The 15107-nt window shown below is 54.2% G+C and carries 16 protein-coding genes; 11 read left to right on the forward strand and 5 right to left on the reverse strand.

From position 1 onward, the window contains the following. Positions 1 to 302: 302 nt before the first annotated feature. The 4 genes from ACT3R4_RS00005 (at position 303) to ACT3R4_RS00020 (ending at position 4649) form a co-directional block, all read left to right on the forward strand. Positions 303 to 1736 carry a M20 family metallopeptidase gene (locus ACT3R4_RS00005; protein ID WP_441677129.1) on the forward strand — a complete coding sequence of 478 codons (1434 nt, stop codon included), beginning with the start codon at positions 303 to 305 and terminating at the stop codon, positions 1734 to 1736. Positions 1737 to 1739: 3 nt separating this feature from the next. After that, positions 1740 to 2576, forward strand: coding sequence for a tryptophan 2,3-dioxygenase (gene kynA / locus ACT3R4_RS00010; RefSeq protein WP_172116458.1), 837 nt, complete (start codon positions 1740 to 1742; stop codon positions 2574 to 2576). Between the two features lie 69 nt (positions 2577 to 2645). Then, positions 2646 to 3875 carry a kynureninase gene (gene kynU, locus ACT3R4_RS00015; protein WP_441677128.1) on the forward strand — a complete coding sequence of 410 codons (1230 nt, stop codon included), beginning with the start codon at positions 2646 to 2648 and terminating at the stop codon, positions 3873 to 3875. A gap of 12 nt (positions 3876 to 3887) precedes the next feature. Further along, the gene (locus ACT3R4_RS00020; RefSeq protein ID WP_441677127.1) at positions 3888 to 4649 is read left to right on the forward strand and encodes an alpha/beta hydrolase; all 762 of its coding nucleotides are present in this window, start codon (positions 3888 to 3890) and stop codon (positions 4647 to 4649) included. 153 nt (positions 4650 to 4802) lie between these two features. On the opposite strand, the gene map is transcribed toward ACT3R4_RS00020, so the two are convergent. The 3 genes from map to pdxR all read right to left on the reverse strand — a co-directional run bounded on the left by map (position 4803) and on the right by pdxR (position 7297). After that, positions 4803 to 5576 carry a type I methionyl aminopeptidase gene (map, locus tag ACT3R4_RS00025; RefSeq protein WP_441677126.1) on the reverse strand — a complete coding sequence of 258 codons (774 nt, stop codon included), beginning with the start codon at positions 5574 to 5576 and terminating at the stop codon, positions 4803 to 4805. Continuing rightward, on the reverse strand, positions 5569 to 5775 hold the full coding sequence (locus ACT3R4_RS00030) for a ParD-like family protein (RefSeq protein ID WP_441677125.1): 207 nt from the start codon (positions 5773 to 5775) through the stop codon (positions 5569 to 5571). The genes map and ACT3R4_RS00030 overlap by 8 nt, the downstream gene beginning before the upstream one ends. Positions 5776 to 5890: 115 nt before the next feature. Beyond that, entirely contained in the window at positions 5891 to 7297 is a 1407-nt protein-coding gene (pdxR, locus tag ACT3R4_RS00035) for a MocR-like pyridoxine biosynthesis transcription factor PdxR (RefSeq protein WP_441677124.1), read from the reverse strand. A 204-nt stretch (positions 7298 to 7501) separates the two neighbouring features. Here pdxR and ACT3R4_RS00040 point away from each other — a divergent pair, with 204 nt between their 5' ends. From ACT3R4_RS00040 to ACT3R4_RS00050, 3 genes are all read left to right on the forward strand, one after another. Continuing rightward, the gene (locus ACT3R4_RS00040) at positions 7502 to 8590 is read left to right on the forward strand and encodes a TlpA family protein disulfide reductase (protein WP_441677123.1); all 1089 of its coding nucleotides are present in this window, start codon (positions 7502 to 7504) and stop codon (positions 8588 to 8590) included. Between the two features lie 81 nt (positions 8591 to 8671). Then, positions 8672 to 10282 carry a protein-disulfide reductase DsbD domain-containing protein gene (locus ACT3R4_RS00045; RefSeq protein ID WP_441677122.1) on the forward strand — a complete coding sequence of 537 codons (1611 nt, stop codon included), beginning with the start codon at positions 8672 to 8674 and terminating at the stop codon, positions 10280 to 10282. A 180-nt stretch (positions 10283 to 10462) separates the two neighbouring features. Further along, on the forward strand, positions 10463 to 10777 hold the full coding sequence (locus ACT3R4_RS00050; protein ID WP_442353508.1) for a thioredoxin family protein: 315 nt from the start codon (positions 10463 to 10465) through the stop codon (positions 10775 to 10777). Positions 10778 to 10918: 141 nt separating this feature from the next. Here ACT3R4_RS00050 and ACT3R4_RS00055 read toward each other — a convergent pair whose 3' ends face one another. Together ACT3R4_RS00055 and ACT3R4_RS00060 are read right to left on the reverse strand one after the other, a co-directional pair. Further along, positions 10919 to 11464 (reverse strand): cysteine hydrolase family protein, encoded by a 546-nt coding sequence (locus ACT3R4_RS00055; RefSeq protein ID WP_441677121.1) that lies wholly within the window; start codon positions 11462 to 11464, stop codon positions 10919 to 10921. Positions 11465 to 11544: 80 nt separating this feature from the next. Beyond that, positions 11545 to 12423 (reverse strand): MBL fold metallo-hydrolase, encoded by an 879-nt coding sequence (locus ACT3R4_RS00060; RefSeq protein ID WP_441677120.1) that lies wholly within the window; start codon positions 12421 to 12423, stop codon positions 11545 to 11547. A 144-nt stretch (positions 12424 to 12567) separates the two neighbouring features. On the opposite strand from ACT3R4_RS00060, the gene ACT3R4_RS00065 reads away from it, so the two are divergent. The 4 genes from ACT3R4_RS00065 to arsH all read left to right on the forward strand — a co-directional run bounded on the left by ACT3R4_RS00065 (position 12568) and on the right by arsH (position 15102). Continuing rightward, complete coding sequence (locus ACT3R4_RS00065; RefSeq protein ID WP_441677119.1) at positions 12568 to 13521, forward strand: GlxA family transcriptional regulator; 954 nt, start codon at positions 12568 to 12570, stop codon at positions 13519 to 13521. 86 nt (positions 13522 to 13607) lie between these two features. Then, a complete protein-coding gene (locus ACT3R4_RS00070; RefSeq protein WP_441677118.1) occupies positions 13608 to 13958 on the forward strand; it encodes an ArsR/SmtB family transcription factor in 351 nt (116 codons plus the stop codon). A 5-nt stretch (positions 13959 to 13963) separates the two neighbouring features. After that, a complete protein-coding gene (gene arsC / locus ACT3R4_RS00075) occupies positions 13964 to 14377 on the forward strand; it encodes an arsenate reductase (glutaredoxin) (RefSeq protein ID WP_441677117.1) in 414 nt (137 codons plus the stop codon). Next, positions 14374 to 15102: an arsenical resistance protein ArsH gene (arsH, locus tag ACT3R4_RS00080; protein WP_441677116.1), complete on the forward strand. Its 729-nt coding sequence runs from the start codon at positions 14374 to 14376 to the stop codon at positions 15100 to 15102. The genes arsC and arsH overlap by 4 nt, the downstream gene beginning before the upstream one ends. Positions 15103 to 15107 lie beyond the last annotated feature (5 nt).

The raw sequence follows: 15107 nt of genomic DNA on the forward strand, positions 1-15107 counted from the left end.
TTAGGCTTTGTACGAAAACTGCTTACGCTCGCCCATACGGCGTTAAAAACCAGCTCAAAATACTCATTTACACATGTAAACTCCGTTTTTTTACTGATTTTTGCCTTGTCTGGCCTTCGCTCAGCGACTTTTCGTACAAACCCTGGCAGGGTAAATAGCGCTATCGGTAGCGATTCAAACATCTACCGATGATTTCTAATAGTTAGAAAGGTAGTTTGAAATCTTAATGATTGCTGCAAACAAGAGCAAGGGCTAGGCTCATCTCAACGACCACTAAAAGCCCAATGATAAAAAGGCACGCCATGACAACACCGCAGCGTTCTAAACGGGAACAGGCGATTCAGCTAGCGAGTGATGAGCTTTCAAACGGTAACTTTTATAAGGCGCTGGCAAGACGTATTGCCATGCGCACGGTCAGCCAGGACCCCGCCTGTGCCGATACACTCAACGCGTACCTTGAACAAGAAATTGGCCCGCTGCTTTCAAGGCTGGGCTTCACCTGCCAGATTATCGAGAACCCGAAACCCGGCTTTCCTCCTCTGCTGATTGGGGAGCGCATTGAAGACTCCGCCTACTCTACGCTGCTGCTTTATGGCCATGGTGACGTTACCGATGGCCAGGAAGAACAATGGGCGAACGGTATTGACCCGTGGGCGCTAACCTTTAAAGAAGGCCGTGTTTATGGCCGCGGCACCGCCGACAACAAGGGCCAGCACAGCGTCAATTTAACCGCGCTAGAAGCTGTGATTAACGCTCGTAAGGGCCGGTTAGGCTACAACGTTAAAATGCTGTTTGAAATGAGCGAGGAGATAGGCTCACCGGGATTGGAAGAGACCTGCACTGCCTATCAGCAAGCGCTTAAATCCGACCTTTTTCTAGCCTCTGATGGCCCCAGAATCCGCCACGACATGCCCACCCTTTTCCTGGGTTCCCGCGGCGTTGTTCAACTCAAGTTGTCGCTTAACACTGGCAACGGTGGCCGTCATTCCGGCAACTGGGGAGGTGTTATTACCAACCCGGCGGTGGTGCTGTGTAATGCGCTCGCCACGCTACTTTCCCCGAGCGGCAAAATTCTGGCCGACTTTCTCAAGGCACCGACGATGACAGAAGACGTCTCCCGGTTAGTGCGCGACTTGCCGGTAGGCGGCGGTGCCTCCGACCCCACGATTAACCCAGCGTGGGGCGAAGAAACCCTGGCGGATGGCGAGCGTTTATACGGGGCCAACACGTTTGAAATTCTTGGGTTGAGTGCGGGTAGAACCGACAAACCCGTAGGCGCGATTCCAGAGCACGCGGAAGCGGTATTACAGCTGCGTTTTGTAAAAGGCACCGACTGGCAAGCGGTGGAGAGTAACCTGCGCCAGCACCTGGACACCCACGGCTTTAACGATATCCAACTGACGTTTCTAGGCGGCTACGCGGCTACTCGGCTGGACCCCAATCACCCTTGGGTGAATTTTGTTGCTCAGTCGACCGAGAACAGCCTGGACGAAGCGACCTATATTTTACCCAACCTGGGCGGCACGATTCCCAATCACTGCTTTTCAGACGTGCTTAATCTACCCACCGTTTGGCTGCCCCACTCCTATCCATCATGCAATCAGCATGCCCCCGATGAGCACTTGCTGGAAACCATTGTCGAGCAAGGGCTAAAACTAGCCGCCGGGATCTTCTGGGATTTAGGCGAACCTCAAGCACAAGCGCTAACCACTCATGACGCGGCAGAGGCATATTAAGTGATGGAAACTCCAAAAAAGAACAGCGTTGATAACGAAGCCATCCACTGGGACCAGGATATCAGCTACGGCCAATACCTTGACCTTGAGCCCTTGCTGGCTTGCCAGAACCCGGCCTCTGACGAGCACGATGAACTACTCTTTATCATGATTCATCAGGTGTCGGAGCTATGGATCAAGCTCTGCTTGCACGAAGCCCACGCAGCGGCCAGGCATATTGCCGATGACAACCTGAGCCCTGCGTTCAAAATGCTCTCACGCGTCTCTCGCATCCAGGAACAGCTCATCAACGCCTGGGAAGTGCTGGTAACGATGACACCAGCCGATTACTTGAGCTTTCGTGACAGCCTTGGGCAAAGCTCGGGCTTTCAGTCCTATCAGTACCGGGAAATTGAGTTTTTGCTGGGTAACAAAAACGCCAAACTGATCGAAGCACACCGATCAAAGCCCAAGCATTACCAAAAACTCCAGCATGCGCTTAATTCGCCCAGCCTTTACGATGTCTCGCTGCAGCTACTGGCCCGCCGGGGTTTTGATATTCCAGAAAACATCACCCATCGTGACTGGAGCATTCCCTACACTGCGAGTAGCGACGTCGAAGCGGTGTGGATGGAGATCTATCGCAACAGTGAAAAGTACTGGGATCTATACGAACTGGCCGAAAAGCTGGTGGATGTCGAGTTCAACTTCCAGCGCTGGCGCTTTAACCACATGAAAACAGTGGAGCGCATTATTGGCTACCGACGTGGCACCGGTGGTTCATCGGGCGTGAGCTACCTGGTCAAGGCACTCGACCTGCAGTTCTTCCCGGAACTTTGGAGCGTAAGGACATCTATTTAACGGCAAGCGCCCAATAAGCCTTACCCCACTTTTCACCTGTGTGACGACATTTTTTGCTGGAGTACCGATATGCGCGTGAGCCTGGATACCGTTCGTGAACTGGACCGCCAAGACCCACTGGCAGATTTCAAACGCCACTTTTCCCTGCCAGAAGGTGTTCTCTACCTGGATGGCAACTCGCTTGGTGCGCAACCGGTCGCGGCCAAGCAAGCGGTTGATGACTCTATGGAGCAGTGGCGTACCCAGCTTATTAAAGGCTGGAACCAGGGCTGGTTTGATGCGCCCGAACGGCTGGGAAACCTGCTCGCCCCGGTGATTGGTGCTCAGCACGGTGAAGTGGTGGTCACGGACAACATCACGCTCAATATTTTCAAACTGTTGGGCTATATCCTCGACAAGCGCCAGGATGATTGCCGCACGGTATTAAGTGAAGGCGGCAACTTCCCCACTGACGGCTATATCGCCCAAGGCTACTGTCGGGTTAGCGGCTGTGAGCACCGCTTTATGCCCGAAGGTGACGACCTTGCCGCGCACCTGGAAGGCGTGGCCGTGGTGGTGCTTAGCCAGGTCAACTATCGCACGGGCAAACTGCGCGACATGGCGGCCACTACTCAACTGGTTCATGAACATGGTGCCGAGGTCATTTGGGATTTAGCCCACTCTGCTGGCGCGCTACCTGTTGACCTTAACGGTGTGGGCGCACGCTATGCAGTAGGTTGTACCTATAAATACCTGAACGGCGGCCCTGGTGCGCCCGCTTTTCTTTACGTGCACCGCGACCACCTGGACAGCACGTGGCAACCGCTCTCTGGCTGGCATGGCCATACCTCACCTTTCGCCTTTCAGGCCGACTACGCACCCGCCGATGACATCTCGCGTTTTCGTACCGGCACACACTCAGCGATTATTTACGCAGCCCTTGAAGCGTCTTTAGCCATCTGGGCTGAGGTCGATATGCAGGTCGTGCGCGATAAAAGCCTGGCCATGAGCAATCTGTTCCGCGAGTGCCTGGCAGATATTTTTGAGTCCCACGGCATCGAAGATATTACTCCGGCAGTCGACCAGCGTGGCAGCCAGGTATCGTTGATAGATGCCCAGAACGGCTATGCCATTGTGCAAGCGCTGATTGCGCGTGGTGTAATTGGTGATTATCGGGAGCCGGGCTTAATGCGCTTCGGCTTCACCCCACTCTATTTAAGCTACGAAGATGTGTGGCAGGCCGCGCAGCACTTCCGCGAGGTAATCGAAAGCGGCGAGTATCAAAATCCTGAATTTCACGTGCTTAGCGCCGTTACCTGATAGAGAGCACGCATGACAGAGCTAACGCCGGATCTGGCCTACTCACCGAGCCATTTTGCGTCAGAATTTGAATCCACTCTTACACGTCAGGCGGATGCCGGACGCACGCTAAGGGACCGCCACCCACCGATAACGGTCGCCTATGGCGACCACCCGGCGGCGTGCCTTAACCTGTTTATTCCGCAGGGAGAAGGCCCGTGGCCTTTGATGGTATTCATTCACGGTGGCTACTGGCAGGAGCTTGACCACACTGCCACGGATTTTCTGGCCGAGCGCTATCTGGCACGGGGAATGGCCTTCGCCTCAATTGGCTATGGCTTAGCCCCAACCCACACCATTGAAAACATGATGACTCAGTGCATTCAGGGGCTAGAAGCGGCCTACCACGCGCTGGCAGAAAGCGGAGGTGTGTGGTCCATCACCCTGGGAGGCCATAGCGCGGGCGCCCAACTGGCTTACTGGGTAGCCGTTAGCGGCCGGGTTCCTATTGATAAGCTGGTGCTGGTCAGCGGTGTTTATGACCTTACGCCGCTGGTAGAAACCTACGTTAACGCCCCCCTAAAACTGACCAAAGCACAGGCACGGGCACTTAGCCCTCAGTTTGGCGAGCTGACCGCACTGCCCGCCTGCCAGGTTGTGATTGCCGAAAACGACCCACCCGCGTTTCATCAGCAGGGACACAATTTTATAGCGCTGCTACGCGCAGCCAACGTTCAAGCAGAGCTAATTGAGCTGCCGGGGTGCGATCACTTTGATGTGCTGGAGTATTTGTAAGCGCTAGCCGAGCTCACATTAACCACGCCGTTACTTTCTAGCGACGGCATGGAATTTTAATACCACTGTCTCTCAAAAGCCTGTTTCACGTCCGCCCGGCTAGTTTTCAGATGACTTGTCATAGGTCACCTTGCATCGCCTAACTGGTTAAAATTAAACACGCTCTTCATCACGCAGCGTAAGCACCTCAACACCCTCGGCCGTCACTGCCACTGTATGCTCCCACTGCGCGGATAAGGACTTGTCGCTGGTCACGACGGTCCAGCCATCTTTTTTGATTTTTACCTTGGCTTTGCCTTGGTTAATCATGGGTTCGATGGTGAATACCATGCCCTCTTTCAATACCACGCCGTGCCCTGGCTTTCCGTAGTGCACGACTTCCGGCTCTTCATGCATTTCCTGGCCGATGCCGTGGCCGCAATATTCACGCACCACCGAGTAGCCGTTCTGTTCCGCATGCCGCTGGATCGCATGGCCTACATCACCCAGTGTTGCCCCCGGTTTAACCGCGTGGATGCCCTTCCACAGCGCCTCATAGGTTTTATCGACCAGGCGCTTGGCAATAGGCTTTACCTCACCCAACATGTACATCTTGCTTGAATCGGCAATATAGCCGTTCTTCTCAAGCGTGATATCAATGTTAACGATATCGCCTGATTTTAGCGCGAGTGTCTCGGAGGGAACGCCATGACACACCACCTGGTTCACAGACGCATTCAGCACATATTGATAATCGTATTGCCCTTTGCTGGCCGGGCGAGCTTTTAGCTCATCAACGATATAACGCTCGGCCCAGTCGTTGATCTGCATGGTGGTGACACCCGGCTCGATTAACGTATCAAGATAACCAAACACCTGCGCCAGCAAGCGCCCTGCTTCGCGCATCAGCGTCAACTCTTCTGCACTTTTCAGCGGTACGTTATCCACCGGTCACCTGCCTGACTTCAATGTCTGCCTGTTGCATCTGCTCGCGCATAATGTCGGTGAAGGTCATGCCTGGATTAGCCTCTGCCAGCATGCCCACCTTAATCCAATACTCCGCCTGTGCGTTGATCGAACGCACCATGACCGAGCTGGCTTTACGAATATCTTCGTGTAGCTGGTCGTTGATTTTTACGATACCCATGGAATGCCTTGATATATGAAACGCATATAAAGCATATATTAGAATGAGAATACGCAGCAAGCGACCTGGTTAAGCCGACGTTCTATGGGAGTGATTTTTTTCAACTGTAGGCACATTACTGGCGATGACGAGCAATCAGTGTCGCCAACGGTTGATAGCCTTCTTCAAGCGCAGGGCTCGATAGATTAGTGACGCCCAAGAGCAATCCTTTTCGCGCATTGGCTTGCGTGGCGTACCAAGGAGATAACGGCGCCGGGGCAAGGTTAAAGGCCGCCGCCGCTTCGGCAATGCCAACATCGTCGGTGTCATCAGACAAGGGGAGCAACAGCGACAAGCCCGCCATATGATTGACTGAAACCGTGCTGTCCATGAGTGCAAGCAGCGCATTCCGGCGCTGTATATACAAACGCTTCATACGCCGAATATGGCGCAAGTAATGCCCGTCGCGCAAAAACTCCGCAACGGCTAGCTGGCTAGGCAGTGCAGACGCGGGTGACAATGCAGCTGCCGTATCTCCCGCGCGCTCCGACAACCTCGCAGGCACCACCATGAAACCAAGCCGCAACCGTGGGCTGATGGTTTTACTGAAAGTACCCATGTGAATCACTCTTTCGTCATGGTCCAGCGAGGCCAGTGCGGGCGTTGCCTGGCCGCTTAACTGCAGCTCACTTAAATAATCATCTTCGATGATCCAGCTATCGTTTTCTTTAGCCCATGCTAATAACGCCTGGCGGCGAGCCAGCGACAACTGCATACCCAGCGGTGCTTGTTGGCTTGGCGTCACAATCGCCAACCGGGCCTCCGCCGCAAGCGCTATCCCTTGCTCCACACAAATCCCCTGGTCATCGACCGGAACAGGAACCGAGGTAAAGCCTGCCAAAGACAAAGCGTGCCTATTGAGTGGATAACAAGGGTCTTCAACCCACACCCGCTTTGAATCCGGGCGCAATAAGTGCAATGCCAAGCCCAGCGCCCCCGCATATCCATTGGTGATGATGATCTGGTCTGCAGAGCAAAGCAGCCCGCGAGCCACGGCCAGATAGGCAGCAATTTCCTTGCGTAGTGTCTGCTCTCCGCGTGGGTCAGGGTAACGCAGTGACTCGGCCACCGCCTGGCGTGAACCGCGCAGCATGATGCGCGACCACTGCTTAAAGGGAAAGCCATCTTGCGCAGGCACCCCCACTTGAAAAAGCCTGGGCGCGCTTTCCAGGTCCTGATAGAGATCAGGCAGTGGTAGTCGAGAGGCCTCAACCACCACTTTTGGTGCCGCGGGTAGCACGGTGCTAACGAACGTACCAGCGGCCCCTTTTGAGATGACTAACTGATCATCGCTCAGCCGATCATAAGCCGTTTTAATAGTGCCTCGTGAAACGCCCAGTTCCGTGGCAAGATCACGCCATGAAGGCAGCCGTGCGCCCTCATATAAATGCCCTTGTCGAATGGCATCAGCAATGCTCGAACGCACCTGCTCTGACAAAGACTGCTCGCCTTGGCGATTAAGTGAAAAACGAAGTTTACTCATCCCTCCATGGTACATAGAAACCCATCAGTCTTGGTGCTTTTTTTAGACCATGAAGCCTTTCACAATCACTATCTACTCTACACTTTTACCGTTCTAAATCTTTGTGCCAGTTCTCGAGCTAGTTCTTTATGCCGGTTCTTGAGTTAGCTCTTTACCTTAGCTCTTTACGTTAGCTCAGAACGATTTGCCAAAAGGATGAAATCAATGCGTATAGTAAACACGAAATGTTCAGCGGCGATACTGCTCGCCATGTTGGTCGGCTGCTTCGGTTCGGCACACGCCACCGAGACCACTGAGCAACCAGACGCCGATCAAGCCTATGATCAAGATGCCGACGGTGAACAGCGTGCCATAGCGGCTGGCGAGTCCTTAATTGGTCAGCCAGGCCCCGAGCTGAGCATTACCACGCTGGATGGTGAGACTATTGATCTAGGCGCGCTATATGGCGAAAAACCCGTGTATATAAAGTTCTGGGCAACCTGGTGCGTGCCCTGCCGCCAGCAGATGCCCGGGTTCCAGGCATTTCAAGAAGCGCATGGTGATGATATCCAAGTCATCGCCGTGAACACCGGCTACGCTGACACCGAAGAATCCGCACGTGTCTATCGCGAGGAAATGGGCCTGACCATGCCTATCACGGTAGATGACGGCACGCTAGCCGAAGCGCTGAATCTACGCGTTACCCCGCAGCACGTTCTGATTGATCGCAGTGGTCACATCACTCACATTGGTCATCGTGACGATCAAGCCCTGGAACAGGCGCTACAGGCAGTGCTTGAACCCGCTGATCCCAACTCAGCAGCGACCGAAGGAGCCGCCGTCAAGGATATCGACGCCAACGCTTTAACGGTGGGCGATGCGGTGACTCACCTTGATGTCACCACGCGTGACGGCACTACCATCGACCTGACTCGGGAGACGACAGACAAGCCACTGGGTGTGGTGTTTTTTGCCACCTGGTGTGAGCCTTATCTTGCCGAGAGCCAGCCAGAAACCTCCACCGCCTGCCGCCGCGTACGCGAAACCGTCAACCAGTTAAGCGAAGACCAAAGCGTACAGTGGGTAGGCATTATTTCTGGTCTTTGGACCCAAGAGTCCGATGTCGAAAGTTATCTTGATACCACCGAGACGGCGATACCGGTGTTGCTTGACGCCGAGGGCGATATACACCGTGCATTCGGCGTTCAGCAGATACCCACCGTTGTGTTAATTGATGCTGACGGCAAGATAACCGACAAGCTTGGACCACAAGACACCGCATTAGGCGAAGCTGTCGAGCGCCTCAGCCAATAAGCGTAAGCCACTCCGCGCAAGCCATAGCGCGGCCCCCCCTTTTTTTACTGGAGCAGCCCGCCTCACGCGGGCTGATAGCCAATGCCCACGTTCCTTTATCGCTATTTTGTCCTTTTCTGCCTGGTGTTAATGCTGACTCCCCAGATCGGCGCTGCACAGGAATTTCCCGGTATCTCGGGCGAAGTACTGATCAAGAGCACTCTGATAGCGGAAACAGATCAACCGGCACCTGGTTCCTCCAGCACGTTAGCCGTTTTCATGGAGCCGCAATCAGGTTGGCATGGGTATTGGAAACAGCCAGGTAGTATTGGTCTACCACCGCAGTTCAATTGGCAATTGCCGGAAGGTGTCAGCGTCGGCGATGCCGCTTACCCAGTACCGCAGACGCTAATGACTGGCGATCTGATGAATCATGTCTACGAGCACCCTTATGCACTATTGCTGCCCATTGAAATAGACGCCTCTGTGCCCGCCGGGACCTCTCTGCCTATTAGCGTTGATTTCAACTACTTGGCTTGCCGCGCTGATGCCTGCATTCCAGAGGAGGCATCGCTTGCCACTACGCTGGTCGCAGGCGATGGCCACATTACGCCTGAGCGCAAAACACGCTTCGATGAATGGCGGCGCGAGCTTCCCAGGCCTCTCGGTTCGCAAGCCAGCTTTGTGACGACCGATGATAACCAGCTGCGTTTAAGCATCCCCTTGCCCACCAGCGTGGAACTAAACGATCCACACTTGTTTGTTGCCACCGACAACGTGGCTGATCCCGCGTCTGAGCAGGTTTTTAGTCGTGAAGGCGACACATTGATTATTGAAACCCAGTTGGCAAAATACTGGCAAACAGACAATCCACCTGATGAGTTCGAAGCACTTCTGTCACTGGGCAATGGAACCGGCTTAGCATTAGTTAGCCGTAGTGATGGTGTGCCAACGCCAAACGCAAGCACAGCTGGCGTACAAAGTAGTTCTACATTACTACTGACCGCATTTCTCGGCGCCGTACTGGGCGGTGTTCTGCTCAATATCATGCCCTGCGTTTTCCCTATTCTCAGCCTTAAGGTTCTTAGCCTTGCACGCCTGTCCGGTGGTCAACGCGAAGTCCGGCGTGAGGCGCTAGCCTATACCGCCGGTGTGGTCCTCGTTTGCTTGATACTGGGCGCAACGATTATTGCTCTGCGCGCAGCCGGTACTCACGTTGGCTGGGCATTTCAGTTGCAAGACCCACGGGTCATTGTGGTGCTTACACTGCTGACTGCCGCTATTGGCTTTAACCTGGCAGGCCTTTTTGAACTAGGCTCCATCAATGCTGGCTCCAAACTAGCTAGCCAGGAGGGCATGGCCGGTGCTTTCTGGACAGGCGTACTTGCCGCTTTTGTCGCAACACCTTGCTCCGGCCCATTTATGGCCACAGCGCTTGGCGCCGCCCTGGTACTCCCTACGGTTGCCGCACTGACGGTTTTCGTGGGCTTGGGCTTGGGCATTGCCTTACCGTTCTTGCTGCTTGGTTTCATACCAATGCTTCGCCGTCGCCTTCCTCGGCCGGGCCCTTGGCTTGCCACCTTTCGGCATATCATGGCCATCCCAATGTTCCTAACCGCTCTAGCGTTAGCTTGGGTGCTTGGCCGCCAGCTCAGCAATAACGGCATGATTGCAAGCCTCGCTCTGATCTTACTACTGGCGATAGGACTTTGATTCACCGGCCTGCGCCAACGCAATGGCAAGCGCTCGGTCTGGGTACCGGCAACACTCGCGGCCGTACTCGCGCTGGCGGGAAGCATCCTCGTTCCCGGCTCCTTTGCGGGGCACGAGGCGCCCATTAATGCCGCCGCAAATTCCCCCGCCACACGCACACTCGACTTTGACGCGGACCGCCTGGCCGAACTTCGGCAACAGGAGAAAACCATCTTTGTCTACTTTTCCGCAGACTGGTGCGTCACTTGCCATATGAACGAACAGCGAGCCATTGATATAGCCAGCACGCAACAAGCATTTGAGCAGGCAGATGTGATCACAATGAAAGGCGACTGGACCAATGGTGACCCAGCCATCACCGCTTTTTTGGAGCAACACGGCCGCTCAGGGGTACCTCTCTACTTATGGTACACACCAGACCAAAACGAGCCTGAAGTCCTTTCACAGATTCTTGCGCCAAATGTTTTATCGACGTTAGCGGGCAAGTCTGGTTAACCCACACGGTTAATAGGTGCTGAACAGTTAGCAGGGGAACCGTGCGTAAGGCCGCCGTGGCGTCTTCCAAACCTTGTTGTAATGCCTTGGATACAAGAGGCTTCGAAGGCGGCGATGAGGCGGCCACGTAGAGCGATGGCGTTAGCCAATATACTGTTTTGTTGTAGTGACCGTGCCGTAAGCAAATGCCAAGGCTGCCATTATCGTTGCGTGAACCTGAGACGCTGGCACCGTCACGCCATCGAATTCAAGATCCAGCGTGGCACAGGCATCGTGGATAATCGTCGTCTTGTAACCCAAATCCGACGCTGCACGGCTGGTGGCATCAATACACATGTGGCTCATTGCGCCAATAATGACGACCTCCTCAATATTTTGCTGGTCCAACAGCTCTTGCAAACCGGTCTCACGAAACGAGTTAGGAAAATGCTTCACTAATACCGTTTCCTCGCCCAATGGCAAGACCATGGGGTGGATGGCTACCCCTTGCGTGCCGGGGGTGAAGAAAGGGATGTCTGGATCGGCAGATTCATGCTGAAAATAGACGACAAGATCGTTTTCCGACCGGGCATGTTCAATGACGTTAGCTGCATTCGTGGCAGCCTCTTCAATACCGTTCAGCAACAGCTTACCGCCGGGGAAATATTCATTCTGGATATCGACGACGATGATTGCGCGATTATTCATACTATCAATCCTTTTAGTAGCGTTTGCCAATAAGCTGGCAAGAAGAAGCAGGCCGCTATATAAAGAAGCGGCCCTTGGGATTAGAAGGAAATGACTTCGCCATCAGTGGGAATAAGTACGTGTTCCTGAATTCCCTCTTGCTGCACGTAATCGGCCAGTTCGTCACGGCTTAGCGTCATATGATTTACGGCATCCATATGCACCGCGATGATGGTGGCATTCGGGGCTTTCTGGTGGGTACGCAGCGTATCTTCCTTACCCATAATGATGGGATCACCTTCGAAACCGTCTACCTCGGCAGCACCGGTATTCAGCACGATCATCTCTGGGTTGTAGCGCTCCATTGCCTGCTCGACCTCATCGCGCCATACGCTATCGCCGACTAAATACGTCGTTTTCTGCCCCGGAGCTTCGAAGACGACACCCATGATGTCACCTAACGATTGCGCCAGTTCAGGCACAGCATAGAGAGCATCGGAGCCATGCTGGCCGCCCGTCTTGTGAAGCTGTACGCCGCCGAACTCGGTGCCGCTATCAAGGATGCGCACATCGCTGAATCCCTGAGAGCGAATCAGCTCGGCATCAGCGGTATTCTGAGCGAACAAGGGAATGTCCTTCGGCAATTGCGCTTGCGCGGCGGCATCCCAGTGGTCGAGGTGCGTGTGAGTGACGATGACAGCGTCTATATCGCCGATCACATCTTCCGCCGGCATTGGCAGCCCAACCAGCGGATTACGCAACTCGCTACGGTAGGTATCTTCAAATCCCGGATAGGCGCCCTGCTCGGCCAGCATAGGATCAATCAGGAAAGTGGTGTCCCCATAGGTGATTTTTACCGTCGCATTGCGGATCTGCTGCACCTGCTGCGTTGCCTCCTGAGAGAGCGAGTCCGCGGATGCGCTATGAGCGATAAGCACCGTGGCGATGGCAAGAGAACTAGCGAGGGTCTTGATGAGCATCTGTGTACTTCCTTAAATTCGTTACGGGTAATGGCAAGTAGTTTAGAGAGGCTCAATCAACAAAAGAATTGGCCTAAAAGACATTTATCGAAACTTTTGGGCCATGATGCTACTGTTTATAAAACGCATAGCAGGAGTCGCACTTTGTCTCTACCCAATGTCGGCCTAATCCTTCACCCACACTTCAGCCCCTTCCACTTCTCCGTGCCCTATATGGTGTTTGGTATAGCGTTGTCTGATCGCACGCTGTTCAATCTTTCCATTGTGGCGCCTGGGGGAAATTCCATCGAAGGCGAACGGTCGATGACAGTGAAGCCCGATGGTGGTTTAGAACTGTTGGATAAAATGGATATTGCGATAGTGCCTGGATGGCACGACCTGAATGAAGCACCGCCGCCAGAGTTGTCAGAGGCGCTCGTCCGCTGTCATGAGCGTGGCGCTCACGTCGTAGGCCTGTGTTACGGCACCTATGCACTGGCTTACGCCGGGCTGTTAGATGGCAGGCGGGCGTCGACCCACTGGATGGCCGAGCAGGATTTTAGTGGCCGCTTTCCCAACGTTAAGCTGGACACCAATGCGCTCTATGTGGAGGAAGACCGTCTAGTGACGTCGGCCGGTACCGCTGCTGGGCTGGATTGCTGCTTATTCCTGGTACGCGAATACTATGGCGCGCAGGTTGCCAACAAGGTGGCCCGTGCCATGATAGTTCCACCACATAAAGAAGGTGGGCAAGCGCAGTTCATAGAGCAGCCGGTTGCCGCCTCAACCCAAGATGCGCATATCAATCGCCTGCTCGACTACCTACGAGAAAACCTATCGGCATCGCACACGATTGACGAGCTTGCTGAGCGCACCGCCATGAGCCGCCGTACCTTTACGCGAAACTTCCAAAAAGCCACCGGCATGACCGTCGTGGCGTGGCTGGTGAGCGAACGGTTACGGCGTGGGCGTGAGCTTTTGGAAACCACCTCGTTGTCGGTAGAAGCGATTGCAGAAAAGGCGGGCTTTCACACGGCGACGTCTTTCCGCCAACATTTCCGGCAGCGCCATCAAGTTAGCCCACGCGATTGGCGCAAAACCTTTGGCGGCAACGCCTGACGATCAACGCTTACATCTAACATTCCAAGTAATGCACACAACATAATGTGATTGCTATTTCCTAATATGTCTACAATACTGGACATATGGAAATTAAAAACGTCACGGCCAGTTTTAGTGCCCTTTCTCAGGAAACGCGCCTTGAAGCCTTTCGGCTTTTGGTACGCCATGAGCCTGAAGGCCTTCCTGCAGGGGAAATTGCACGCCAGCTATCGGTGCCCCATAACACGATGTCGGCGCACCTTTCAGTGCTTTCACGGGCAGGATGGGTCAGCTCTCATCGGCAGAGCCGTTCCATTATCTATCGCGCTAATCTCGGCCATATGCAACAAATCCTGGGCTTTATGGTTCGCGATTGTTGTGCGGGACACCCAGAGATTTGCGAGCCGCTTCTGACGGCCTTTACTGACTATTCTCTCACTACCGAGAAGGAATAACTCTTTTGAAAACGACGATTTATCACAACCCCGCCTGCGGCACCTCGCGCAATACGTTAGCGATTATCGAAGCATCCGGTGAGACACCGCACGTCATCGAATATCTAAAAACACCACCCAGTCGCGAGCGGCTGGTCGAGCTGATCTCGATGATGGCGATTACCCCAAGAGAGCTACTGCGCCGCAAGGGCACGCCCTTTGAAGAGCTCAATCTCGATGATCCAGCATTAAGCGATGATCAACTGATAGACGCCATGATCGCACACCCCATCCTGATCAATCGCCCTATTGTGGTAACGGAAAAAGGCGCACGCCTGTGCCGCCCTTCAGAGCGTGTACTCGACTTATTGGCCAATCCAGTCACCACGTTTACCAAAGAAGATGGTGAGGTAGTGCACCTTAAGGATAGCCACCCGTGAGCGAACCTATCAGTTTCAATGACCTGCCCAACATTGATCTTCAAAAGCTCCAGCCGATAGATGTGGACGTATTGGCGGGCCCCGATGCGCCGCGTCATTCCCCCAGGATTCTGGTGCTTTACGGCTCTCTGCGCGAACGCTCTTTTTCACGCTTGGCGTCCGAAGAAGCGGCGAGGTTGCTGCGCTGGTACGGCTGTGAAGTACGTACCTTTAACCCATCAGGCTTACCGCTGCCAGATGACTCAGAGGCCGATCACCCGAAGGTAAAAGAGCTGCGCGACCTTGCTCAGTGGTCCGAAGGCATGCTGTGGGTCAGCCCCGAACGGCATGGTGCGATGACGGGGATTATGAAAACGCAAATCGACTGGATACCGCTATCGCTCGGCGGTGTTCGCCCTACTCAGGGTAAAACGCTGGCGGTGATGGAAGTGTCTGGCGGCAGCCAAAGCTTTAATGCCGTTAACCAGATGCGAATCCTCGGGCGTTGGATGCGCATGATCACCATCCCTAACCAATCCTCTGTACCTAAAGCGTTCACCGAATTTGACGATGCCGGACGCATGAAGCCCTCACCACTTTATATGCGTCTCGTCGATGTGTGTGAGGAACTGGTGAAATTCACCTGGTTGACGCGAGACAGGTCCGCCTATCTTACCGACCGCTATTCAGAGCGTGTCGAGAGTGCTGAAGAACTCTCTCGCCGCGTTAACCAAAACACTCACTGACGTAA

The sequence above is a fragment of the Halomonas sp. AOP7-E1-9 genome, from assembly GCF_052376035.1.
Classification (GTDB): domain Bacteria; phylum Pseudomonadota; class Gammaproteobacteria; order Pseudomonadales; family Halomonadaceae; genus Vreelandella; species Vreelandella citrativorans.